Here is a 22,791-nt window from a genome sequence, read left to right as displayed (position 1 = left end):
ATGCGGTCAGTACCGACCAACATATGAACTCAAAATATTATTATCCAACCAAGGAAAATGTTTGGCAAGGCCGAATCGACGGCGAAGAGGAGAATACACAACGCTGGCACCAAGCTATGCAATGTATTGACCTAAGCAAGAATGAGCTACCTAAGCTACATAATGGTCGCCGTGGTATTGCCTTACTGGGCTTTGCTTGCGATGAAGGTGTACGTAGAAACCTTGGTCGTATCGGTGCTGTAGCCGGGCCAGGTGCATTACGTAAAGCATGTGCTAATTTTCCTGTACATTTTCGCAAAAACTTGTTGGTAGATGTAGGTGATATAGTGTGTGATGATGGGAATTTAGAAGCTTCACAAGATGCTTTACGTGCAACCGTAGAAAACTTGTTATTACATGGATACATGCCGCTTTTATTAGGCGGGGGACATGAAATTACATATGGTCATGCATGTGCTTGCTATAACATATTAAAAGCAAGTGAGCGCCAATTAGGGATTATTAATTTTGATGCTCATTTTGATATTCGTAAACCTGGACCTGCTGGGCCTTCTAGCGGAACGGGTTTTTACCAATTAGCCATGGATGCGAAAGCACGGGCAGAACAATTGCGCTTTTTAGCACTGGGTATACAGCCGAATAGTAATACTGGTTTGTTGTTTGAAACGGTGAAAGAACATGGGGGAGAATATCTACCGGCCGATTACTTTAATCATGCAAAAATGGACGCTTTATTACAAACAATCAAAGCATTCATTAACAATACCGATGGGTTGTATATTACCGTAGATCTCGATGTGTTTTCTGCTGCTTTTGCTCCTGGCGTAAGTGCCACGGCTTATAATGGTATTACACCCGGCGAAAATTTCTTAGAATGTTTCCGATACTTGTTGAGAAGTGGGAAAGTAATGTCGATTGATATTGCTGAGTTGAATCCTAGTTTAGATATCGATAACAGAACGGCGAAGCTTGGAGCTTCTCTTATGTTTGAAGTAGTAAGCGCTCATCTAGGTATGCAGTTCTAAAGGCAATGGCAATAAATTCACTACATCGTGCTTGATAGTCGCCATTAGCAGGCGATTATCGGCACGTATTTGTACGAGTATTTTCTTGATTTTTATGGCTATCCCGCCATTTGTGCTTTCCAACTTTTTCATGCGTTGCTGTAAAAACATTATGAAATTCTGCTTGTCGTGCCAATCCCCAATCTGCGAAGCAATATGCTGTGTATAAGCTAACCATTTTGCAACATTCCCATCTTTATCCTTCACGCTTTTCTTGACAAGCTTTAGTTGGAAATACATGCGTTTTAAATCCTTACGTATGTTATGCCAAGCAGCACTCGTTCGCAACTGTTGATGATCTTGTAAAATACGGTCGCTAATCGCGCAACTATGTTGTTTGAAATAGATTTTAAGTCGGCGCCAATGGTGTTTCCCTTGTAGTAATATTTTCCTTTTAAGGTGTGCGTTGGGTAATACCGGTAATGCTTGCACCACTTGGTCGGCTTGTTCTATAATGCTTTCTAGGGAAGTGCGTATAGAAGGAAGCTGTACGCGGGCTTTGGTTTCGTATACGTCTAATAAGTCCAAATACAAACGATGATCTCGGCTATTACCTGTGGCTGCTTGCCATTGCTTCACGTTCCATTTCGTTTTCTTTCCCACCGGCGTATGCCGCCCAGCAATCGATAAAAGTGCAACGCCGGCTTTCCATTGTTTAATGGCTATTCTTCCACGGTGAAGCTCGTTCATTGTAATGGCTAAGTGTAATAATGAACTGGAGCGCCGGATTTTTTTATATTGATGACGGGTGAAAGGATGTATAATATCTGTGACTAAGTGCATAAAAAGGATTCGTAACTTAAATATACGCTGATTAACAGCAATGTAAATTCATGTCATCCTAACAACGAAATAGAAATAGGGTTGTAAATCAATCCCTTTTTAAAGGCAATTTATCATGGTAAATACGTAGTTGGAAATTCCATTAAAAACATACATTTGTTCCTCGAAAAGATCGTACAAGGATTCGATAGAAAAACTATTTAAACCTAATGCTAGGCCCCGTGATATAGCTCTCCATGCAACCGTACACTGCATGCATAAACCGCGTTTAAAACCAAACACATAAACACATGAAGTCCTTATTCGTAGCGCTGGCTACATCCGCTATGCTGTTCACAACAGCCCACGTCTCTGCACAAAAATTGTCACTTACTTCCGGTGAATTCTCTGCTTTGAAAGATGTTAAAGATGTGAATGTGGAACTAGTTTACAATGATCCCCCGGTTGGCAAATTCAAACATGAAAGTGAATACCTCGACAAAAAGAAAGCAGAATACAACAAAAAAGATGATGGTCGTGGCGACCGTTGGGTAAGAGCTTGGGAAGAAGACAAGCAAACCCGTTTTCCCCGCAAATTTGAAGATTTATTAGCAAAGTATTGGGATGATGTAAAAGTATCGGCTGATAACCCGAAGGCTAAATACACCATGATTTTGGAAACAACCTTCATGGAACCAGGCTTTAACGTATATGTTACCCGTAAGAATGCACGCATTAACGGTAAAATCAAAATCGTAGAAACAGCCGATAAAAGCAAAGTTTTAGTTGAGATTGACATGGAAGATGCTTTGGGTAGAACATGGGGTGGCGACGATTACGACACCGGTGCTCGTTTATCGGAGTGTTATGCCGATGCAGGGAAGGCTGTTGGCCAATGGTTGACTAAGAAAGTGAAGTAATAAGAATCCTATTAGAATATGGTAAATGCCGTCTCTAACCGTAGAGATGGCATTTTTTTTGGTTAAAATTGATAAACTTCCAAAGTTTCCACAATTTGCAGGTATATGAAGAAAATCGGGTTAATGTCGGATACGCATGGATATTTGCATCCGTTAGTAGAGAAATACTTTGCAAACGTAGACGAAATCTGGCATGCCGGCGATATTGGTACCGTAGCTGTTGCGGAAGCACTGGAAAAAATGAAACCTTTGCGGATGGTAACGGGGAATATTGATGGACCGGAGTTAAGAGCGTTATACCCCGAAGATCAACGCTTTACATTGGAAGGTGTGGATGTTTGGATTACCCACATTGGGGGCTATCCTGGGAAATACGCTCCTCATATAAAACAGCAGATCAAGTCGAACCCACCGAAATTATTCATCTGTGGGCACTCACATATTTTAAAAGTGATGAACGATCCGGCGCTAAGCCTGTTACATATGAATCCCGGAGCTTGTGGCACCCAAGGCTGGCATAAAGTGAAAACCCTGCTGCGATTCGAATTATCCGAAGGTCGCATCCAGGCATTGGAAGTCATTGAATTACCGAAATAATTAAGATTATCGATTTTATTCAGAACACACATGCGGGGATGCTTCATTGTTGCACTGTTATTGTTGCTAGTATTCAATTGCCAAGCGCAAACAGATAGAAAAACAAATTGGTTCAATTCACCGATGGACTCCAATTACGTGGAAGACCATACGGAAGACCTAACGGTGCGCTTGTACGGCTCGCGGAAATATACCTATTTCGATATTGTTGATCACGGGGAGAAGTCGGAACTATTGTACAAACCCAATAGCAACATGAACGTGGGTGTAGGCTTCAATTACAAATTTATCGGGATCAATATCGGTTTCAATCTACCCTTCATAAACGACGATGACGATCGTTATGGGAAAACGAAGTACTTGGATCTACAATCACACCTGTATTTGCGCAAAATGGTGATCGACTTCTACGGCCAATATTACAAAGGTTACTATCTCGCCAACCCCAAAGGCACCATTTCTAATTACATGCCGGCCGATGGCTTTCCTAAACGTCCAGATATTTACAACTTGGATATTGGCGCTAGTGCCCAATATATCTTCAATAATAAAAGATTCTCTTACCGCGCTGCCTACCTTCAAAACGAATACCAGAAGAAAAGTGCCGGTTCTTTTATGCTCGGGGGCGAAGTCTTCGCCTTTATGGTACGGGGCGACTCCTCCTTGATACCAAGGAACATGCAGAACGAAAACTTCTATGATGGCATTCATTACGATAAAACCAAAGTATTTAGCCTAGCCGTTAATGGTGGCTATGCCTATACACTTGTATTTGATTCTCATTTCTTTATTACCGCATCTTTAAGCGGAGCCGTAGGCATGAACTCTACGCGCTTATATTTTCCAGGAGGAACCCATACCACGGAAATGGGGTGGCAATTGAATACAACTGTTCGCTTTTCCGCAGGGTATAATTCGAGCAAGTTTTTCGCAGGTGTACATTATGTTGACATGAAAACCCGTAGTGAAACGCCAATACAACGTACTTACCAAACCTTTGGAACAGGTAACTTCCGGGTGAGTATTGCCCGCCGGTTTGGGTTAAAAAAGCCGCTTTTCTAAAAAATCATCCTATTTTTTTATAAACACAAATGACTGTTTTACAGTCATTTATGTTATTCTTTAAAGAAAGATGAAAGAAAAATGTATTTTTTTGCTGTAAGCCGTGCAACTAATGAACAAGGTTGCTGTCTTTCTTAATTTAAACGAATTCAACCAATACATTGCATCAATCAAACCAAGATACGACGAACCTCGTGGTGCGTTGCCGTAAAGGCGATGTACGTGCTTTCCAAGAGCTATACAATGCTTATGCGAAAGCGATGTACAATATCTGCCTGAGAATGTGCAACCACGCAGCGGATGCTGAAGATGTATTGCAAGAAGCTTTTACGCAGGTATTTAAAAATATTGCGCAGCTGAAAGAAGAACAAACATTATCGGCTTGGGTGAAACGAATCGTGGTTAATCATTGTTTGAATCATTTGCGCAAAAAGAAAATGTATTTCGAAGATGTGGAAAGGGTAGAAGTGGAAGAAGAGCAACAAATAGATGAAACACAGCACGCCTTAACCGTAGCCAATGTTAAATCTGCCATTAGCGAACTTCCCGAAGGTTACAGAACCGTACTCAACCTCTATTTATTCGAAGAATATTCGCACCGTGAAATTGCTACGATGCTGGGAATAAGCGAGTCGACCGCCAAAACCCAATTTATGCGGGCAAAAGAAAAGGTACGTCAAATTATAAAAGATAAACAAGTAGTGTTATGATGCAGCAGGACGATCGCTTGGAATCATTTATCCGGCAGAACAGGGCCGCATTTGAAGACGACGGTCCACCACCGGGCTTGTGGGCAGCTTTGGAAAAAGAAATCCCGCAACAGCCGACAACCAACGTGGTGAAAATGTTCACCAAGCATTGGCTTAAAGTGGCCGTGGTGGTATTACTCGTGCTCAATGGTGTGCTCCTTACCTTCTTTTTTCAACATAAAACGAAAAAAGAAGAATCGATCAACGCCGTAGCCTTGATCCCGGAATTACAAGAAGCACAAAACTATTATACATCACAAATTGAAGACAAACTACAGCAAATCAAAGCTATCCCAGCCGATAAAATCGGGCTCGATAGCACAGCACGACGAGAACTAGAATTAAAGAACGATACCTATAAACTGTTAGAGAAGGAACTGGCCAATAACCCAGGCAACGAAAGAATCCGCGCCGCCCTCATCCGGTATTATCAACTTAAACTAGAGTTGCTCGACCGGATACTAGAAGAGCAGGAACGATTTGATTCACTAGAAAAGCAAGAACCATATGTTAAAACATTATAAGCTAATATTTTTACTTCTCCTTCCGCTATTCACTTACGCCAAGAAAGGCGCCGTGGCGATAAAACGCACCGTGGTAAAGGAAACTGCTCTCAGCCAAGGTGCGAACATCGCCGTGATCAACAAATTCGGAAAGGTGAACATCGTATACTGGGATAAAAACGAGTTCAAAACAACAGTTACCATCACCGGCTTCGGTAACTCAGATAAAGAAGCTTCCGACATAGCGAACGCCGTACAAATTAAAGACATTATGAGTCCTTCCTCTGTGCGCGTTCAAACGGATTATAATGCCAATAATGCAAAGAAATGGCTACGCAATTTTGGGTCAAGAAATACCCGCGACCAAGTAACGATCGATTACGATGTGTATATCCCGCGTTCAATTGGTACCTTGGAAATCGCTAATAACTTCGGCGACGTGTTAGCCGAAGAATTGGCCAACCGCACAGTTATTAACCTTAACTACGGCTATTACAATATTGGAAGTGCAAAAGAGAAACTCACCCTTCGCATGAATTATTGCGATAAAGGAAAGATCGACAAGGCTGATGAGGTAGTGGTAGAAAGTAATTATTCAACCCTTACGATTGGAACTGTTGGCAACTTAACGGTAGCTTCTAATAGCTGTAAATACCGCATCGATAGGGTGAATTCAATTACCATGAAATCGAACTACGATGATTATTTTGTAGGTAAAGTAACCTACGTGAAAGCAAATTCAAACTATATAAACGTCAAACTTGATGAACTAGGAGAAACGGGCATTTTTGCAACGAACTATGCTGATATTATCGTGAAAAGAGTAAGTACTGCCTTTAAATCATTTAGGGTTGACGCAAATTATACGGATGTTAAATTAAACATTCCTTCGAGGGTAAACTTTGCAGTGAATGCAGCTTTAACCTATGGCGACGTGAAAGTGGACGGTTTCCAAATGCATAACGTGGTAAGCGAAAAGAAACACGGTAGCATGCGTTATAAAGGAGCTACGCAGCAGAACGACAATGGTTTACCTACGATCCAAATTAATGGAGCTTATACTGACGTTAAAATCAGTAACGTAGATTGATGCAGTCTTGTATTGCATGAGCAGGCGGAGAGGTGTGCACGAATTCGTTTACAAGCATACTTTGATGCCTGCTTTTTTTGATTATTGAGAGAGAAACATTTAACCAAAACTATATACTGACCATGAAAACAAGCTGGCAACGACTAGTCGCTTTGGCATGCGTATGCGCGTGCATTTCTTTCCGCAATGTACAAGAACCTATTAAAGGAGACGGACAAATAAAGCGCACCCTTCAAAAGCTTCCCGAAATTAACCAACTACAAATCGACGGGGAATTCAGGATTTACCTTCAAAACACGCAAACCAACGAAATCCAGGTCGAAACTGACAGTAATTTGCTGCCTTTTATCGAAACGAAAGTGGTTGGAACGAAGCTGCAAATTCATAATAAAGACGGCTTGGTCCTAAAGCCATCGAAGAAAATGGGCATTAAGATTTACATATCCGCCCAACAATTTCACCAAGTGCAATGTTCGGGACAAGTTATTCTAAGTGGGAACACCGTAATTAATAGTAATGACCTACAAATCGACCTTTCAGGAGATAGTAAAGCCGAGTTGGAAGTAATAACCAATACACTACACGCAGTTTTATCGGGTAATAGCGAGTTACAGTTGATGGGGACCAGTACTTTCGCCAATTACCAAGCCGCCGATAAAAGCAAGCTGGATGCCGAGGCGTTGCATGTGCACGACGTGGAAGTAGAGGTAAAGGGCAAGGCGAAAGTGATTGTACATGCTATAGAGAAATTGACGGTTGGGGTATTTGAGCAAGCTTCGTTGGAATATGCAGGGATTTCGAGTGTAAAAGAAAAACCGGGTGGGAATGGTCGTTTGAGAAGAAAATATGAATAATGGTGGCTGAAATTAAAATTCCACTTTTTACACAGCCTATTTTCTCTTTATATTTGCACAAATTATCGCTTCGGCGAGAGTTCTTGGAATTTTAAAATAATAAGTATGCCGTCCTTTGATATTGTTAGCAAAGTGGATTTACAGACGCTCGATAATGCGATTAACACAGTGAAGAAGGAAATCACTAACAGGTTCGATTTCAAGGATTCACATGTTGAATTGGATTTGAATAAGAAAGATTTTGTGTTGAATTTGGAGGTGGATAGCGAGATGAAATTAGGTCAAGTAATGGATGTTTTGATTAGTAGAAGCATGCGCCAGGGCTTGGATGCTAGCATTTATGACACCAGTAAGGAGCCGTTTCAAAGCGGTAAAGTGGTGAAACAGACCATTCCTATCCGCAACGGTATTAAACAAGAGGATGCGAAGAAATTGGTGAAATTGATCAAAGATTCGGGCATCAAGGTACAAGCGGCTATTATGGACGATATTGTACGCGTAACAGCAAAAAAAATCGACGATTTGCAAGCAGTGATTGCTAAGTGCCGCGAGGCAAACTTGGGAATTCCGTTGCAATACGTAAATATGAAAAATTAGTATTATTTCACCAATTGAGTGAAAGGTATACTGGATAAGGCTTTAAAGCGAACTTGGGATTTTTCTTAAAAATCCTGCTTCCAAATGTTTGATCTTTTGAAAATATCCTTTACCTTTGCGCTCTGTATTTACAATTTATTGATATGAAACAGGGAATTCATCCGGAAAGTTATAGATTCGTGATCTTCAAAGATATGTCAAACGGTGTTAGCTTTTTAAGCCGTTCTACCGCTCCTTCTAAAGAAACTGCTACTTGGGAAGACGGTAATGAGTACCCATTGATCAAATTGGAGATCTCTAATACATCACATCCGTTCTACACTGGTAAAAATGTATTGGTTGATACTGCAGGTCGTATCGACAAATTCAACAAACGTTACGCTAAGAAAGCATAATGCTTTTGGAGAAATATTTTTTATAAAGTCCCGCCGGTTAATCGGCGGGATTTTTTATTTTTAGCAACCATGAAACCAAATTACATCCTCTTTGATACACCCGGCCGCGATTTGTTGCTACCTTTTACGCATACAAGACCCGTGGCAGCTTGCAGTATTGGGATATTAACCATTCAAGAAAAATGGGAACACTGGTTGCAAACCCCTGTATCTCACTTCACTGCAGCTTATCTCCAAGAAAAATACCCCCTACATTCTAATAAGGAAGGTCTAAACGTGCTGATTAATGGGCATGTAATGCCTACGAAAGAGCTTGTAGCTGCTATTCAGAACCTACAACCCGGGCAGGAATTATATAAGAATAAGAGCCTGGTTGTAAAATCTGTAACAGGCGAAGACTTCTTCGGGGCAGTTGCGGCGGCAGATCGGCTCGATTTTGCCGGCGAAATTTATAGAATAGATCATCCTTGGGATTTTATTCATCTAAATGACTGGGCTATCCGCGAAGATTTTGCCTTGTTAACAGCCGGTAGAACATCTGCAACCGTCGATCCTTCTAACCAGGTGGTGAATCCTTCACAAATATTTATTGAGGAAGGAGCAAGTGTTACTTGTAGTGTACTAAATGCCACCAACGGGCCGATTTATATCGGGAAAAACGCGCTGGTGATGGAAGGCTGCTTAATAAGGGGTGGTTTGGGCATGAAAGAAAGTGCTGTAATGAAGATGGGTACGAAAATTTATGGTGCGGTTTCCTTGGGAAAAGCAACTATAATAGGAGGAGAAATCAAGAATGCGATTTTCTTTGATTATGCTAACAAAGCTCATGATGGCTATATTGGGGATGCTGTGATAGGTGAATGGTGTAATCTTGGGGCTGGAACCAACTGCTCTAACTTAAAAAATAATGGTAAAAATGTGCGGATTTGGATGGAGGCGAAAGGCGAGGCTTGGGATGCTGGATTAAAATGCGGGGTGTTAATGGGCGATTATTCAAGGGCCGGTATTAATACCATGTTTAATACGGGAACAGTTGTGGGCGTGTCGTGCAATTTATTTGGGGGAGGATTTCCCGGAAAATATCTGCGCTCGTTCACATGGGGTGGATCGGCTACTACAGAGCTTTATAGGCTAGAAGAGGCGCTTCGCGATGCGGGATCTTGGATGGAATTTAAAAAGAAAACTATGCAAGATTCAGAAAAGCAAATACTAAGATATATTTTTGAGACGCAAAATAGTGGTAACGTATAACGGTAAATAGTAAAAACGTATCATAATAAAATGAGAAAGAAAATTGTAGCAGGTAACTGGAAAATGAACCTTACACTCGCACAAGGCGAGCAATTGATTAACGATATCGTTAATGCAGGTTTGAAATTGGAAGACAATCAAGCCGTGGTAATTGCACCACCGTTCCCTTATTTGCAAAAAGCAAAATCTCTTACGCAACACACTGAAGGATTTTTTATTGCTGCACAGAACTGTGCTGCTGAAAAGTCTGGTGCATACACAGGTGAAGTATCGGCAGAAATGTTGAAATCAATTGGTGTTGATTACGTGATTTTAGGTCATAGCGAACGCCGCGAATACTTTGCTGAAAGCAATGCAACATTGGCGAAGAAAACTGACTTAGTATTAGCGAATGGTATGAAGCCAATTTTCTGTTGTGGCGAGCCTTTGGCTATCCGTGAAGCAGGTACACAAAACGATTACGTTGCTAAGCAATTGGAAGAAAGTTTATATCATTTACCGGCTGAAGAATTTTCTAAAGTGGTCATCGCATACGAACCAATTTGGGCTATTGGTACCGGTTTAACAGCATCTGCACAACAAGCACAAGATATGCATGCGTATATCCGTTCCCAAATTGCTGCGAAGTATGGTAGGGAAGTGGCTATGCATTTAACCATTTTATACGGTGGTTCTGCTAAGCCAAGCAATGCACAAGAATTGTTCGCATGTGAAGACGTAGATGGTGGATTGATCGGTGGCGCTTCTTTGGTGGCGGCCGATTTTACAGCGATCGTTAAAAGCTTCTAAGTATTTAACTGGCAATATGTTAGTGAAAATTGCGCTCAAGGGCGCAATTTTTTTAGTAAATAATGCTAAAATTATTAGCATTTGCCAAAATAGTTAGTATATTTGTGGTGTTATTAAATGGAAAACATTCATCGATAAAAATGGATGGTTATGGAAAAAAATGAAGCTACCACAATTACGTACGATTACTTAGTAGTGATTAACCCGGATGCTCATATTGCCAGGGATGTAACGCACTACAAGTATATGATTGCTCATGAATTGGGCGAACCTCGTCAGTCGTTTTCACCGGCGTATATTCCATTATTTCGCTCCGAATTCCCCGGTTGTTATGAAGAGGATTTTATAGGGGTGTTAGCCTACTTAGCTCAATTGCAAAGTGCTTTCACTATATATACTTCCAGGATTGATCATTCTGAAGTGGGAGAACAGAAACATACGATATTCGTAAATGTAGCAAATCCAAGGCCGGTGGAGGCATTGCATTCCCGTATTATGAATGCATTCGAAGTGGATGCGCAGCATTATCGACCACAAATTACATTAGCAAGGGGCTTATCTTCCCCGGCATTTGAAAAGGTCTTAAAACAAATAGATAACAAATTGTTTGTAAGAAGTTTTTATTGCCATAGCTTTTTACTATTGCGTAAGCCTGCCATGGGCGGCGATTACGAAGTAGTACGTGAATTCAGTTTCGGGATGGATGATCCACATGATGGACCATTATTTCATAGAGCTGCTTAATAATTGATAAGTCAATTAATTGAACTGTATATAATTCAAAAAGGTTGAACGTGTTCTATTCGCGTATGCGAATTCAGTAACAGCTTCTCTCGTTTTTCCTTGTTATTTCATATTTCTTAGAACAACATCGTCACCGGTAAAGAAATTTGCCGGATTGGGATTGTATTGGTTTTGAAAAGATGATAAGTGTGTATGTAGCGTGGTAGAAGCATATTCATTTTTTAATGAACAATAGATCTCAAGGATAATATATGCCAATTTTAATTGTAAAAATGTAATTGATAGAAAATCGATAGGTACTTGTTTTGTTTTACCGGCGTGGTGAGCAAGCAATGCAAGCCTCTCGAGGTTGAATGGATGCATCGTAAATGATTGCTGCTTGGGGTGGTTACTAAGCGGTAATATGGGGAGATATTCTTCAACCACCATTGTTATTAGAATCGAAAGATAGGCGTAGTGGAGTAGTGGGGAATTGTACAAAGGAATTGTGCTAATCATTGCCATAAGGCAATCTGTAGATGTTCGTTGATTGTTCCAACATTGTAGTGTACATTCTCCAAGGTGTGTATATACTAGGTGTTGGCACCAGGCGTGTAGATGTCAATTTTTTCACCATTGGTGTTAACACCTTTTATTGCCCATTTTGGCGCGATGAATTTATATATGTGCAAGTTTGCACATGGCGATCCAGTTTATTTTTTCTCGAACGATAAGCCACAGCATTGTGCGTTAACCCTTTTTGTTCATTGTTATAACCAAAGAGCTTCTTTGCCCCTTGTTAACCCCTTTTTCATAAATACTAACCTGGCAGTGTTTATAAACGATTAAAATTTGTGCTAATGGAATGGGTATCTATTAAACCCGTGTACAAAGATGGTAGATTAAAGCCATCACGGGAACAACTCGTTTATTCACGGCTAACCAAAGCCGGTTTCTACTTAGAGCAGATGCACCGCGATAATACGCTTGATACGGTGGAAAGCTTTTACTTTCATCCTTCTCGCTATATACAAGTGCATGAAGTATGTGCTGCCGGCCAGGGCATTGCCAACTTTTACCTTTTTTTACCTGGAGGTAGCACTGCTTATGCATCCGGGGTAAACGAATTGGAAGTTAAATTACAGCAACTTGGACTGTAAAATGGTTTGTAATGATTTGATTAGTAAATTGTAGTATCACTTTCTTTTATTCTTATAATCGTTAGTATTTGTTATGAATATCGTCAACAAGGAAATCATCGTAAAAGGACTTGTTCAAGGTGTGTATTTTCGGGCCACTACGAAATCTGTAGCTGATAAAATGGGTGTTTTCGGGATTGTGAAAAATATGCCTGATGGGAATGTATTTATTGTCGCTGAAGGTGTGCCCCACGTAGTAGAACAGTTCGTAGCTTGGTGCAGGATAGGCCCCACAAAGGCCAAGGTAGCAGAATTGGAAATCAAGAATGGGGAAATACGTCATTACACGAACTTCGAAATCGATTATTAATCAACTTCTTTAGTGTTTGTATAAAGGCCGTTTACACGTTTTTGTGTAAGCGGCTTTTTCGTGAAATAACTTAGCTGTCAGTGGGAGGTGTTCACATTATGGCAAAAAAAAATCCAAGCTGCAATGATGACAACTTGGATTCTTAGAGCGGAAGACCGGGCTCGAACCGGCCACCCCAACCTTGGCAAGGTTGTGCTCTACCAAATGAGCTACTTCCGCAAAAAAACATCTAAAAAGAAAATACAATTACCAGCCTTTTACTAGTAATTTCTTGCACGAGTCCTAAAAGTTTCCTTTCACAAGCAGTGCAAAAAAAATCCAAGCTGCAATGATGACAACTTGGATTTCTTAGAGCGGAAGACCGGGCTCGAACCGGCCACCCCAACCTTGGCAAGGTTGTGCTCTACCAAATGAGCTACTTCCGCAAAAAAATATCAAAAAAAGAAAATACAATTACTAACCTTTCGCTAGTAAAACTTGAGCGGAAGACCGGGCTCGAACCGGCCACCCCAACCTTGGCAAGGTTGTGCTCTACCAAATGAGCTACTTCCGCTTGTTTATTAAGAACTGTCCCGTTTCGTTTGGGATTGCAAAGATATGAAAGTGAATCATTTTGCAAAATTTTTTTAGGATTTTTTCAAAAATATTTTTGCGCACACTCACGCACTTACATAATCGTTTTTTATTAGATAAATCTTTTCTCTCTTTTTTCAATCACATAATGAAAAACGATTTTCAACGTTATATATCTTGGAAATCAAGCCTAATACAGTTCATAGGTCACATTTCCTTGTAACCCGTTTTAAAACCTTCTATACAAATGTTTTAACATTCCCTTAATATGGTATACTATTTGGTATAGGTTAAACAAACAGGGCTACATAAATGTAGTACTAATCATCATCAACTATTTCATCACTTAAACCAATGATATGAAAGCGTTTTTATCTATTCCAATCCTGCTTTTAACCTTGTTGTTTACTAGCTGTACAAAAACTACAAACGAGTACGTTCAACCTAACCAAACCATTTTGATTGATATTACCCCAAGTTCTTGGACTTTCTCTCAAAGTACTAATAGCTATTTCATCACTTTCGATGTGCCTGAAATTGACGCTGCTGTAAGAGATATCGATGGTATATTGGTTGCAATTAGTGGTGATAGAACTTTGTATGAAGCTTTACCTAACGTATACAGTAATGTATCATTAACGTACACCTATTCTCAAGGTAAACTAACGATCGAATCACAACCTGTTGGCGGTGGGCAACCAGCATTCCCGAATGCAAACTTGCGCGTGAAAATCGTGATCGTACAATCGTCTAACGTATCTTAATAAACGTTTTTATCTATAAAAGAAAAGCCTCTCTATGATCTTAGAGAGGCTTTTTTTATGTTAAGGTAACTGTAAGTGCTTGGTTGGCCGGTATAATCACCGGTTTACTCAATAAAATGATAATATGTCTTCCATCTTTTTGCATTTTCGCCGGTACTTTCTTCCCCTCTAATGCCACCGTTGCGATATGTATATTGGTAGGATCGTCATGCTGAAAACGTAATGTTGTAACTTCTAACATACCATACTTTATAAATACTTCGTGTACTTGCTTTTTCCTTTGTTGTAGCTGTTTATAACTACCCCAACCCTCCGCCACTATAAAAGGTGCCTTAAATTGATCGGCTCCCCATACCGGTGCAAAACTAATAAAACCACGTTGACCATCATACACAAATCCCATTATGTTCACCATCACCCCCCAACTAGCTAAGGAGCCCGGTTCACTTATATTGAACGGGTTTCGTGCTGATGGATGATAATGTTCGTGTAATAAATGCAGCACATTTAATGCCTCGCCATGCATACCCCGGTGTATTAGCATCATGGCTAACTGGTAGGGGTAAGCATTTTCTGTAATAGGCGTTTCTAAATACGTTTCGTACAAGCTTTGTAGGCCTATTACAGGATGCTGTAATTGTAATTGAGTCGACCATGCCGCGGCCGCCATATCCATTTCTTCAAACACAATATCATGTCCTAGGCATGCAACAGCTAATGGCTCGTCATGCATTAATTTGGCCAATTGATAGGCCGCTTTTAAAGCCAGGCTAGATAATTGATCATGATCGTATTGCTCAATTAATTGTTTGATAGCTTTCTGTACATATGGATACACTTCAATTATGAATTTCTGATCCACGCTTTGCATATTGCCATAGCTAAGTAAATGCTCGCGGTAACAGCGTAATATGAACGTCGATATTTCGTTCATGTTGTTGAATGGATGTACTTCTCCATCCAACAAACGAATTTGTTGCGATACAGTGGGAAATAAACGACCAATTAATTGCTCACATGGGAAGTCATGTTCTTTCACACCTCCTAGTGAATGAACGCCGCCAAATTTATAATCCGATAAAGTATAGTTTGTTAATGTAGCTAATTGCATGAAGCACCGTTCCACTAACCAATTGGGTAAAGTGGTATCGGCCATATTTTTCTTCCACAATTGTGTTTGATATTGTAGGCGTTGAAAGTTTTCAGCGAAGTATTCTACAATACTTTCAAGATGCGGGAACTGGAAATGGTAATGCGGCATACCTGGGTAATACCAAGCATTCACAAAACTCGTAGCAGCATGCTGGCCCGGTAATACTTGTAATTGCGTTGTAACACCCGCCAATAATGTTTCACTTTCTTGTTGCGTGGAATAAGTGTCTACGCATGGAATAGAATGCTGCTGTTGTTGTTGAGTTTGAACGATGGCATCGTTTCGAATGGCGGCAATACAAAAATTCATCTCGCCCTCTGCCGTACCTTGTAAATGCACACCTTTCCATTTCTTATGTACCAGTGCCGTATTGATTCTTACCCCACCTAATTTATTTTCTAACCAACCGGTTATATGGGCAGAAATAGGTTGGGAATCGTTATTCTGAACATGGAAATTGAATACCGTTAATGGTAAGCTACTATCCGTTTCGTTCAAGGGAATTAATGGAGAATATACTTCCAGCTTTATGGTAACAGGTAAAGATGGGTCGATATAAGCAATTGTTGCTACGGGGTAAGTTGCTTCGAAGGCAATTTCAGGCCAGCTATCTTCATCAAATGGCCGGGTAATATTTCCACTAGGGTGTTGAATATGAATAGAAAAGCCTTGTAAGATGTTCCGTAAATGTTGGAAATTCGGATCAATATCCCAATCCACCAATACCCCATCGCCACGTAAATAAACGCCACCACAGAACAGCCCACCCACAGGCATGCGGATGTGCTGTAACTCTTGCCGGCTTTTATAATACGTGCTAACGCTCCCCTTTTGATATAGTTGTTTAATATCGCTAGGCGTTAGGGATGTTGTGTCCAATGGTTCCTACTATTTTATATGCTATAATCTACCGCTAGGCGGAAAGGGGATAATATTACGAATAATATTTGTTTTATTCTGCGAATTATCGTGTTAAGCTGCCATGATACTGGTTTTCATGGGTTTCATATATCAAGGTTTTAATATTCCGTAACTTTATCATTACAAATTCCAACGGCATGGCAAATATTATTCAAGAGAAATTCCCACAATTCGATCCTTCCCTCACAGAAGAAATCCTTCAACACGCCACGTTTCACACGTTCGAACCAGGCGAACAGCTTATGCGCACAGGCCAATATTTCCGTAGTACCATGCTTATTTTAGACGGAACCGTAAAAGTTTACCGGGAAGATGATGAAGGCAACGAATTCCTTATGTATTACCTACAAGGTGGGCAAGCTTGTGCATTATCGATGATTTGTGCTACCCGTCAACAAGCCAGTGAAGTAATGGCCAAAGCAGAAACGCTCGTAAATGTAGTCAGCATCCCCTTGGAATATATGGATCAATGGATGTTAAATTATCGTTCTTGGTATTATTTTGTACTCGAAAGCTACCGGATGCGTTTCGAAGAGTTATTGCAAACCATCGACCATGTAGTATTCCGTAATATGGATGAACGCCTAATTTTCTTTTTAAAGCGTTACCAGGACACGCACCAAACAAATATCCTCACCATCAGCAATACCGAGATCGCCCAAGAACTAAATTCCAGCCGTGAAGTTATCTCCCGCCTGATGAAAAAATTATCGGAAAAAGGCATGATCCGCCTACTCAAAAATGCTCAAATTGAAATTATTCAGCTCGAAGCGTGATGTTGGTCACGTTTTAATGGTTGATTAAATGGAACATTTGCCGTATAAAATTATTCGGCATGTTCATAGTAGGCATTATAGCAGCATTTTTTATTGGTATTTCACTGGGTATGATCGGTGGTGGGGGAGCTATTCTAACCATGCCGGTATTAGTATATTTACTAGGGATTCCGCCCATGTTAGCCACCACGTACTCGTTGTTCATCGTAGGTGTTTCGAGTGCAGTAGGGGCTGTATTACATAAACCACAATTACGAACCAACGGTAGGGTAATTATGCTGTTTGGTGGTGTATCGATGTTCGTGGTGTTTTTAGTTCGGAAATTCCTTGTTCCGCACATTCCTACCATTCTATTTTCCAATGAACATATTACCATTTCTTCCGCCCATGTAACTATGCTGTTGTTTGCCGCTTTGATGTGTGTAGCAGGTATCGCGATGCTAAGGGACCGAGCAGAAAAACCGGCCCATACAACTAAGCATAGCAATAGTTTGTTAATAATATATGGCATTGCAACTGGGCTCATTACGGGCTTGCTAGGCGCAGGAGGAGGGTTTATATTGATGCCTGCTTTAGTACTTATTATTGGTATGCCGATCCAGCAGGCCCTGGGAACATCACTTTTCCTTATCGCCTTAAACACGTTAACCGGCTTCGTTATTGATATTACGCACATTGATTTGCATTGGACATTCTTGTTTTTCCTTACGGCCATTGCCTTCGCCGGTATGCTGGCGGGTTGGAAATGGGGAAAACGTGTACCTGCAGCCCAATTGAAAATGCTTTTTGGCTTTTTCCTAGTGGCTGTTGCGGCGTTTATTTTCTTGATAGAAATGATTTAAAACGGGTAGGGACGTGATTTTGGTCACGTTTTTTCCTTCAAAAGAATAAGAAATTTACATAATCGAAAACCAATTTTAACATGATCATAGAACAAATTTATACAGGTTGTTTAGCGCAAGGCGCTTATTATATTGAAAGTAATGGTGAAGCCGCTGTGATTGACCCATTACGGGAGGTAAAACCTTACCTGCAAAAAGCGGTGAAAAATAAGGCTACTATTAAATACGTTTTAGAAACACACTTCCATGCAGATTTTGTGTCGGGCCATATAGATTTAGCCGCTGAAACAGGTGCTAAGATTGTATACGGACCACTAGCACAACCTGCTTTCGATGCATACGTAGCAAAAGATGGTGAGATATTGCCTTTAGGGAACATCTTTATCAAGGTGATACATACGCCCGGGCATACAATGGAAAGTACTTCGTACTTGTTGTTGGATGAAGAACATACACCCAAAGCACTCTTCTCCGGTGATACATTGTTCATTGGTGATGTAGGTCGACCAGATTTGGCACAAAAAGCAGCCAATAAAACCCAAGAAGAGCTAGCCGGCTTATTATATGATTCACTCCGCGATAAAATCATGACATTACCCGGTGATATCATCGTGTATCCCGCGCATGGTGCAGGTAGCGCCTGTGGTAAAAACATGAGTAAAGAAACCTCCGATACATTACAACATCAACTTGATACGAACTATGCGCTTCGCGCTGATCTCGATAAAGCAACATTCATTAAAGAAGTAACAACAGGCCTTACACCGCCACCGGCTTATTTCCCATTGAATGTAATGATGAATAAACAAGGCTATGATAAAATTGAAGATGTACTGAAAAGAGGCCAACAAGCCCTCGATGTAGCTCAATTTGAAGCCATTGCTAATGAAACGGGCGCATTGTTATTAGATACCCGTGATCCGCAAACGTTCGCGAAAGGTTTTATCCCCAATTCGATCAATATCGGGATTGATGGCAACTTCGCGCCTTGGGTAGGAACACTTATACCAAGTGTGAAACAAGAGATTTTATTGATTACAGAGCCGGGTCGTGAAGAAGAGGTAATTACACGCTTAGCACGCGTAGGATATGATTACACTATAGGCTATTTGAAAGGTGGGTTTGCAGCTTGGCAAAGCGCCGGTAAGGAAATAGATGCTATTCCATCGGTTCCAGCAATTGAATTGAAAGATATTGATCCAGCAAACATCCTAGATGTGCGGAAAGCTAGCGAATTTAACAGCGAACACATCATTGGGGCTACAAATGTGCCACTCGATTATATTAACGACGAATTGCCCATTTTAGATAAGCAAAAAACCTATTATGTGCATTGCGCAGGCGGTTACCGTTCAATGATCTTTAATTCGATTTTACGGGCCCGAGGATATGATAACTTGGTAGACGTACAAGGAGGCTTTAAATCGATAAAAGAGAGTGGGAATTTTAACATTAGCGCGTTTGTTTGTCCTACCACGATGTTATAAAAGTTTTAACATAACCTTGCAATAAACAGGTTGTTATTATAGTAGAAACGCGACAGAGAAATAGTGATGTAAGGTCGGTCAATGGGCCGATCAACAACAAGCCGCCGGTACTGGTTAAGCATTTTAGGGAAATTAGGCGGCTTGTTGTTTTTGTATGCCATAAAGTACCATTCTAAGTAAATTACATGTAACAATTGCCGTGTGTACATAGGTAATATGCCATAACAACAGCCCTTTTCCCTCGGCAGGGTATTTGCACCCTTCTTTTCATATAAAACAGGAGAAATATGGAAAATCAACCCAAAAAGAGCTTTAATGATGTGATTCAAAGTGATAAACCGGTACTGGTAGATTTCTTCGCAGAATGGTGTGGGCCATGTAAAACTATGGCACCTATTCTTCAAAAAGTTAAATCTATCGTAGGCGAAAACGCTACCATCATAAAAATAGACGTCGATAAGAACCCAGCAATCGCACAAGCCTATCAAATACAAAGCATTCCAACAATGATTGTATTCAAAAATGGCCAACCCAAATGGCGACAATCTGGTGTACTCGATGCTAATTCACTCAAAAACGTATTAGATCAAGTTGCAGCGGGATGATAAACATCCCGTTTTCTTTGTAAAAGAATGCATTACACATTAGCTATCCCCTAAGCCGCTAATAGTTAACCCAATCTTCCCATTACTTTCGAATGATGCTTTTGTCATGTAATCCCCATGTGTCTACCAAGTAGTTTTCATGTAGTTTTCATGCAACCACCATGTAATTACATCGTGTTTCAACGCTAATAGATGCGTTACTACAGTATTTACAGGTGTTCCATCGATATACCTTACTTTTCCTTATCGTTACCCTATCCCGACCCTATCTTTTGCCTATCCTTACCCTATCCTTACCCTATCCTAAGCCTATCCCAAGCCTATCCCAAGCCTATCCCAAGCCTATCTCAAGCCTATCCTAAGCCTATCTCAAGCCTATCCTAAGCCTATCCCCCCACCTTATAACAGGATGATTTATAATGTATTAGTAAAAATAGAGCTAGATGCGTGCTTTGTAAAACATTATAGAACAACTATTTACATGATTTTAGTGTCGCATTTAGCTCGTGAGTGGTGTTGTTTGTATTTTTTATACAAATACCATAGTGAAGGAATGAAAATGTTGGAAATGGGCTTGATTACGGCTTCAATTTGTATAAGTGAAGTTGTTGCCTCTTTTTTAAGGGTAAGCCGTAAATTGACACTAAATAATGCCAATAAATGCAGGTGTCGACCTGTTGAGCCGCAAGAGTAAAGGTGTATTAATGTAAGCAGGTGGCAAAACTGGTGATGGTGATGTATAGGAAAAACCTTCAAAAGCTGAATATGAACAACTTAGGCTTTCACTAAGTTACCCCTTAATCGTTTCCATGTTTTAACCAAGTAAATAGCAGCAAGTGCAATCAGCATAAGTAAAAGGATAATGGTTGATAAAATGCTCCCTATAACGCACCCCAACATTGATGCATTGTCAACGAGAGGTGCGTAGAGAGAGAAACTAAAACAGCAGCGATTTAAACTAGCGTAACCCCGGTCGCATATCGCGTTTCCGCGGGTTGCGTTTTTTCTATAGGTTTATAAATGCGCGCAGCGATTTTTGCCACGAATTGGTGTGGAAAGAACCTAGGTAACAACGCATTTAATTTATTGGTAAAGCCCGGAATGATTTCAGCTTTCCTTTGTAATAACCCACGAACAGCAATCTTTCCTACTTCCTCCGGCGACATGTTAAATTTCTCCGCCGTCTTTTTCGTATGTGCCTGCATGTTCGCACGGTGTACAAAATCGGTATCTGTACTGCCTGGAATTAAGCAACTTACAGAAATGTTGGACGAGCGGAGTTCATGCCGCAAGCCGCGCGTGAACTGAACAACAAATGCTTTCGTTGCTGCATAAATATTCAAGTAGGGTACAGGTTGGTAGGCAGTTGTACTGCCTACATGTAATAAATAGGACTGTTTGAAACCTTTTAAAACCGGGATGAAGCGATAAGCTAATTTTACTTGTGCTTTGATATTTACATCTATCATGTTCAATTGCTCGTCGAGCGCAAGCGTATCAAATCGCCCGTTTAATCCATACCCAGCATTGCTTACCACAATGTGTAACCTTCGTTGGTATGGCGTCGACCAAACAAAAATCTCTTCAATCGCATCTTCTTTCGACAAGTCGATATGCAAGGTTTGCACATCTACACCGTATTGTGTGTGAATGTTATCGGCTGTTGTTTGCAATTGTTGGGCATCAATATCCACTAATAATAAATCGTATTTTTTTGCTGCCAACGATTGGGCAATTCCTCTACCAATGCCTTTAGCCGCGCCGGTTACGAGAGCATAACTCATGATTGTAATTTTTGAATAAACGAATAGTAAATAGGATAGTAACAAATTGGAATTAGCCCTTGATGTCTGCTAAATGCTTTGCTTTTTTCGCATTAAGCGTGGCGGGTCGTTGTAGATATTGTGATAATTTTATTTGCGAAAGTTTATGATAGAACGGGGTAGGACTTTCAGCGTGTTTGGGTTGATATTCCCCTGTAATAATAGGAATATACATCACCCTGCGCCTGCTTTCTTCACCCACTAGTGGCGACTGTTGAACTCGGTGCCAAAGCCTGCCGTCGTGCACAGTAAGATCACCCGCTTCAATATCGAAGCCTACTTCATTGGGGTCCGCTTTATGATCAATGAAATATTTTTTCTTGAATAACAACGAGAAGATGTTCTGATGATGTGTACCCGCTAATACACGCAGCCCGCCGTTTTCATAAGGACAATCATCCAAATGCAAACCCACATTCAGCATAGGCAATATGCGCGAGCCGAGGAATAAATCTCGTGGGCTATCGGTATGCCAGCCTAGTTGTTTGTAATTGCTGGTTTCAGCATTAACATAGTGGTTAACCACTAAGCCATCTTTTTCATTTTCGCCAATTCGGCCGGCATAGGGAGAAAGCAGTTGCGTGAGCAATTGTAACCTGACATCTTTCAAAAAATCACGCAATGGTTTACTGTAATGAGAAGCAAAAGCAATACGCTGTATGAGTGGCGCACCGTTAATGTCTTGGCCAAATTTCAACGGAATACCATTTACTTTCTGAATCTCGTTTTGCAGTAGCAAACGCTCTACACCGGCAATTTCGGCAATATATTGTTGTACGGTTTCTTTATCAATGAATTGTTTGAAATGTAGGATGCCGTATTTATTGAAGTAATTTTTTTGTTCGTTATTGAGCGCTTTCCCAAAGCGGAAAGTCACTTGGTCGATCTGTTTCATGATGGTTGTTTTTGTGATGGAGTGACACGAAATGGCCTGCCTGCAAACATCTGCAGGGGACGGTTGGTTATTGGTAAATTGTAGGTT

At 40.7% G+C, this 22,791-nt stretch carries 25 protein-coding genes and 3 tRNA genes; 20 read left to right on the top strand and 8 right to left on the bottom strand.

Going from position 1 to position 22,791, the window contains the following annotated elements:
• The first annotated feature begins 23 nt into the window (after positions 1–23).
• The gene (gene hutG / locus LX64_RS17145; protein ID WP_111598905.1) at positions 24–1,025 is read left to right on the top strand and encodes a formimidoylglutamase; all 1,002 of its coding nucleotides are present in this window, start codon (positions 24–26) and stop codon (positions 1,023–1,025) included.
• Here hutG and LX64_RS17140 read toward each other — a convergent pair.
• On the bottom strand, positions 1,008–1,847 hold the full coding sequence (locus LX64_RS17140; RefSeq protein WP_111598904.1) for a CHAD domain-containing protein: 840 nt from the start codon (positions 1,845–1,847) through the stop codon (positions 1,008–1,010). The two genes, hutG and LX64_RS17140, sit on opposite strands and share 18 nt — an antisense overlap.
• 290 nt (positions 1,848–2,137) lie before the next feature.
• Here LX64_RS17140 and LX64_RS17135 point away from each other — a divergent pair, with 290 nt between their 5' ends.
• The 12 genes from LX64_RS17135 (at position 2,138) to LX64_RS17080 (ending at position 11,377) form a co-directional block, all read left to right on the top strand.
• Positions 2,138–2,746 (top strand): hypothetical protein, encoded by a 609-nt coding sequence (locus LX64_RS17135; RefSeq protein ID WP_111598903.1) that lies wholly within the window; start codon positions 2,138–2,140, stop codon positions 2,744–2,746.
• 105 nt (positions 2,747–2,851) lie between these two features.
• Positions 2,852–3,343 carry a metallophosphoesterase family protein gene (locus tag LX64_RS17130; RefSeq protein WP_111598902.1) on the top strand — a complete coding sequence of 164 codons (492 nt, stop codon included), beginning with the start codon at positions 2,852–2,854 and terminating at the stop codon, positions 3,341–3,343.
• 30 nt (positions 3,344–3,373) lie between these two features.
• A complete protein-coding gene (locus LX64_RS17125; protein WP_111598901.1) occupies positions 3,374–4,405 on the top strand; it encodes a DUF4421 domain-containing protein in 1,032 nt (343 codons plus the stop codon).
• Between the two features lie 161 nt (positions 4,406–4,566).
• Entirely contained in the window at positions 4,567–5,115 is a 549-nt protein-coding gene (locus LX64_RS17120; protein ID WP_111598900.1) for an RNA polymerase sigma factor, read from the top strand.
• On the top strand, positions 5,112–5,678 hold the full coding sequence (locus LX64_RS17115; RefSeq protein ID WP_111598899.1) for a hypothetical protein: 567 nt from the start codon (positions 5,112–5,114) through the stop codon (positions 5,676–5,678). The genes LX64_RS17120 and LX64_RS17115 overlap by 4 nt, the downstream gene beginning before the upstream one ends.
• Complete coding sequence (locus LX64_RS17110; protein ID WP_111598898.1) at positions 5,662–6,747, top strand: DUF4097 family beta strand repeat-containing protein; 1,086 nt, start codon at positions 5,662–5,664, stop codon at positions 6,745–6,747. The genes LX64_RS17115 and LX64_RS17110 overlap by 17 nt, the downstream gene beginning before the upstream one ends.
• A gap of 122 nt (positions 6,748–6,869) precedes the next feature.
• Complete coding sequence (locus LX64_RS17105) at positions 6,870–7,601, top strand: GIN domain-containing protein (RefSeq protein WP_148707359.1); 732 nt, start codon at positions 6,870–6,872, stop codon at positions 7,599–7,601.
• A 105-nt stretch (positions 7,602–7,706) separates the two neighbouring features.
• Complete coding sequence (locus tag LX64_RS17100; RefSeq protein ID WP_111598896.1) at positions 7,707–8,198, top strand: YajQ family cyclic di-GMP-binding protein; 492 nt, start codon at positions 7,707–7,709, stop codon at positions 8,196–8,198.
• Between the two features lie 143 nt (positions 8,199–8,341).
• Complete coding sequence (locus LX64_RS17095; protein WP_111598895.1) at positions 8,342–8,593, top strand: type B 50S ribosomal protein L31; 252 nt, start codon at positions 8,342–8,344, stop codon at positions 8,591–8,593.
• A 69-nt stretch (positions 8,594–8,662) separates the two neighbouring features.
• Complete coding sequence (locus LX64_RS17090; protein WP_111598894.1) at positions 8,663–9,844, top strand: putative sugar nucleotidyl transferase; 1,182 nt, start codon at positions 8,663–8,665, stop codon at positions 9,842–9,844.
• Between the two features lie 30 nt (positions 9,845–9,874).
• Positions 9,875–10,633 (top strand): triose-phosphate isomerase, encoded by a 759-nt coding sequence (tpiA, locus tag LX64_RS17085; RefSeq protein ID WP_111598893.1) that lies wholly within the window; start codon positions 9,875–9,877, stop codon positions 10,631–10,633.
• 150 nt (positions 10,634–10,783) lie between these two features.
• Positions 10,784–11,377, top strand: coding sequence for a 2'-5' RNA ligase family protein (locus LX64_RS17080; RefSeq protein ID WP_158538658.1), 594 nt, complete (start codon positions 10,784–10,786; stop codon positions 11,375–11,377).
• A 102-nt stretch (positions 11,378–11,479) separates the two neighbouring features.
• Here the strand turns inward: LX64_RS17080 and LX64_RS17075 are convergent, their stop codons facing one another.
• Positions 11,480–11,881: a hypothetical protein gene (locus LX64_RS17075; RefSeq protein WP_148707358.1), complete on the bottom strand. Its 402-nt coding sequence runs from the start codon at positions 11,879–11,881 to the stop codon at positions 11,480–11,482.
• Positions 11,882–12,216: 335 nt separating this feature from the next.
• Between LX64_RS17075 and LX64_RS17070 the strand changes: the two genes are divergently transcribed.
• Both LX64_RS17070 and LX64_RS17065 read left to right on the top strand, forming a co-directional pair.
• Entirely contained in the window at positions 12,217–12,516 is a 300-nt protein-coding gene (locus LX64_RS17070; RefSeq protein WP_111598890.1) for a hypothetical protein, read from the top strand.
• A gap of 73 nt (positions 12,517–12,589) precedes the next feature.
• A complete protein-coding gene (locus LX64_RS17065; protein WP_111598889.1) occupies positions 12,590–12,865 on the top strand; it encodes an acylphosphatase in 276 nt (91 codons plus the stop codon).
• Between the two features lie 146 nt (positions 12,866–13,011).
• Here LX64_RS17065 and LX64_RS17060 read toward each other — a convergent pair.
• From LX64_RS17060 to LX64_RS17050, 3 genes are all read right to left on the bottom strand, one after another.
• Positions 13,012–13,084 (bottom strand) — tRNA-Gly (locus LX64_RS17060).
• 133 nt (positions 13,085–13,217) lie between these two features.
• A tRNA-Gly gene (locus LX64_RS17055) sits at positions 13,218–13,290 on the bottom strand.
• 55 nt (positions 13,291–13,345) lie between these two features.
• Positions 13,346–13,418: transfer RNA gene (locus LX64_RS17050), tRNA-Gly, on the bottom strand.
• 379 nt (positions 13,419–13,797) lie between these two features.
• Here LX64_RS17050 and LX64_RS17045 point away from each other — a divergent pair.
• Positions 13,798–14,202, top strand: coding sequence for a hypothetical protein (locus tag LX64_RS17045; protein WP_111598888.1), 405 nt, complete (start codon positions 13,798–13,800; stop codon positions 14,200–14,202).
• 55 nt (positions 14,203–14,257) lie between these two features.
• Here LX64_RS17045 and LX64_RS17040 read toward each other — a convergent pair whose 3' ends face one another.
• The gene (locus tag LX64_RS17040) at positions 14,258–16,234 is read right to left on the bottom strand and encodes a GH116 family glycosyl-hydrolase (protein ID WP_148707357.1); all 1,977 of its coding nucleotides are present in this window, start codon (positions 16,232–16,234) and stop codon (positions 14,258–14,260) included.
• Between the two features lie 179 nt (positions 16,235–16,413).
• Here LX64_RS17040 and LX64_RS17035 point away from each other — a divergent pair, with 179 nt between their 5' ends.
• The 4 genes from LX64_RS17035 to trxA all read left to right on the top strand — a co-directional run bounded on the left by LX64_RS17035 (position 16,414) and on the right by trxA (position 19,986).
• Positions 16,414–17,052: a Crp/Fnr family transcriptional regulator gene (locus tag LX64_RS17035; RefSeq protein ID WP_111598886.1), complete on the top strand. Its 639-nt coding sequence runs from the start codon at positions 16,414–16,416 to the stop codon at positions 17,050–17,052.
• Positions 17,053–17,111: 59 nt separating this feature from the next.
• A complete protein-coding gene (locus tag LX64_RS17030; protein ID WP_111598885.1) occupies positions 17,112–17,894 on the top strand; it encodes a sulfite exporter TauE/SafE family protein in 783 nt (260 codons plus the stop codon).
• Between the two features lie 80 nt (positions 17,895–17,974).
• On the top strand, positions 17,975–19,381 hold the full coding sequence (locus LX64_RS17025) for an MBL fold metallo-hydrolase (protein WP_111598884.1): 1,407 nt from the start codon (positions 17,975–17,977) through the stop codon (positions 19,379–19,381).
• A gap of 287 nt (positions 19,382–19,668) precedes the next feature.
• The gene (gene trxA, locus LX64_RS17020) at positions 19,669–19,986 is read left to right on the top strand and encodes a thioredoxin (protein WP_111598883.1); all 318 of its coding nucleotides are present in this window, start codon (positions 19,669–19,671) and stop codon (positions 19,984–19,986) included.
• Between the two features lie 953 nt (positions 19,987–20,939).
• On the opposite strand, the gene LX64_RS17015 is transcribed toward trxA, so the two are convergent.
• Complete coding sequence (locus LX64_RS17015; protein ID WP_111598882.1) at positions 20,940–21,770, bottom strand: SDR family NAD(P)-dependent oxidoreductase; 831 nt, start codon at positions 21,768–21,770, stop codon at positions 20,940–20,942.
• A gap of 52 nt (positions 21,771–21,822) precedes the next feature.
• Positions 21,823–22,704 carry a phytanoyl-CoA dioxygenase family protein gene (locus tag LX64_RS17010; RefSeq protein WP_111598881.1) on the bottom strand — a complete coding sequence of 294 codons (882 nt, stop codon included), beginning with the start codon at positions 22,702–22,704 and terminating at the stop codon, positions 21,823–21,825.
• Between the last annotated feature and the right edge of the window lie 87 nt (positions 22,705–22,791).

Source organism: Chitinophaga skermanii (genome assembly GCF_003259335.1).
Classification (GTDB): Bacteria; Bacteroidota; Bacteroidia; order Chitinophagales; family Chitinophagaceae; genus Chitinophaga; species Chitinophaga skermanii.
The sequence above is the reverse complement of the archived record's forward strand: the minus strand, read 5'-3'. Positions and strand labels throughout refer to the sequence as shown.

Bases quoted from the DNA above. Each gene is read 5' to 3' on its own strand.
- hutG (WP_111598905.1), top strand. From the start codon at position 24: ATGAACTCAAAATATTATTATCCAACCAAGGAAAATGTTTGGCAAGGC.
- LX64_RS17140 (WP_111598904.1), bottom strand. From the start codon at position 1,847: ATGCACTTAGTCACAGATATTATACATCCTTTCACCCGTCATCAATAT.
- LX64_RS17135 (WP_111598903.1), top strand. From the start codon at position 2,138: ATGAAGTCCTTATTCGTAGCGCTGGCTACATCCGCTATGCTGTTCACA.
- LX64_RS17130 (WP_111598902.1), top strand. From the start codon at position 2,852: ATGAAGAAAATCGGGTTAATGTCGGATACGCATGGATATTTGCATCCG.
- LX64_RS17125 (WP_111598901.1), top strand. From the start codon at position 3,374: ATGCGGGGATGCTTCATTGTTGCACTGTTATTGTTGCTAGTATTCAAT.
- LX64_RS17115 (WP_111598899.1), top strand. From the start codon at position 5,112: ATGATGCAGCAGGACGATCGCTTGGAATCATTTATCCGGCAGAACAGG.
- LX64_RS17110 (WP_111598898.1), top strand. From the start codon at position 5,662: ATGTTAAAACATTATAAGCTAATATTTTTACTTCTCCTTCCGCTATTC.
- LX64_RS17105 (WP_148707359.1), top strand. From the start codon at position 6,870: ATGAAAACAAGCTGGCAACGACTAGTCGCTTTGGCATGCGTATGCGCG.
- LX64_RS17100 (WP_111598896.1), top strand. From the start codon at position 7,707: ATGCCGTCCTTTGATATTGTTAGCAAAGTGGATTTACAGACGCTCGAT.
- LX64_RS17095 (WP_111598895.1), top strand. From the start codon at position 8,342: ATGAAACAGGGAATTCATCCGGAAAGTTATAGATTCGTGATCTTCAAA.
- LX64_RS17090 (WP_111598894.1), top strand. From the start codon at position 8,663: ATGAAACCAAATTACATCCTCTTTGATACACCCGGCCGCGATTTGTTG.
- tpiA (WP_111598893.1), top strand. From the start codon at position 9,875: ATGAGAAAGAAAATTGTAGCAGGTAACTGGAAAATGAACCTTACACTC.
- LX64_RS17080 (WP_158538658.1), top strand. From the start codon at position 10,784: ATGGAAAAAAATGAAGCTACCACAATTACGTACGATTACTTAGTAGTG.
- LX64_RS17075 (WP_148707358.1), bottom strand. From the start codon at position 11,881: ATGGCAATGATTAGCACAATTCCTTTGTACAATTCCCCACTACTCCAC.
- LX64_RS17070 (WP_111598890.1), top strand. From the start codon at position 12,217: ATGGAATGGGTATCTATTAAACCCGTGTACAAAGATGGTAGATTAAAG.
- LX64_RS17065 (WP_111598889.1), top strand. From the start codon at position 12,590: ATGAATATCGTCAACAAGGAAATCATCGTAAAAGGACTTGTTCAAGGT.
- LX64_RS17045 (WP_111598888.1), top strand. From the start codon at position 13,798: ATGAAAGCGTTTTTATCTATTCCAATCCTGCTTTTAACCTTGTTGTTT.
- LX64_RS17035 (WP_111598886.1), top strand. From the start codon at position 16,414: ATGGCAAATATTATTCAAGAGAAATTCCCACAATTCGATCCTTCCCTC.
- LX64_RS17030 (WP_111598885.1), top strand. From the start codon at position 17,112: ATGTTCATAGTAGGCATTATAGCAGCATTTTTTATTGGTATTTCACTG.
- LX64_RS17025 (WP_111598884.1), top strand. From the start codon at position 17,975: ATGATCATAGAACAAATTTATACAGGTTGTTTAGCGCAAGGCGCTTAT.
- trxA (WP_111598883.1), top strand. From the start codon at position 19,669: ATGGAAAATCAACCCAAAAAGAGCTTTAATGATGTGATTCAAAGTGAT.
- LX64_RS17015 (WP_111598882.1), bottom strand. From the start codon at position 21,770: ATGAGTTATGCTCTCGTAACCGGCGCGGCTAAAGGCATTGGTAGAGGA.
- LX64_RS17010 (WP_111598881.1), bottom strand. From the start codon at position 22,704: ATGAAACAGATCGACCAAGTGACTTTCCGCTTTGGGAAAGCGCTCAAT.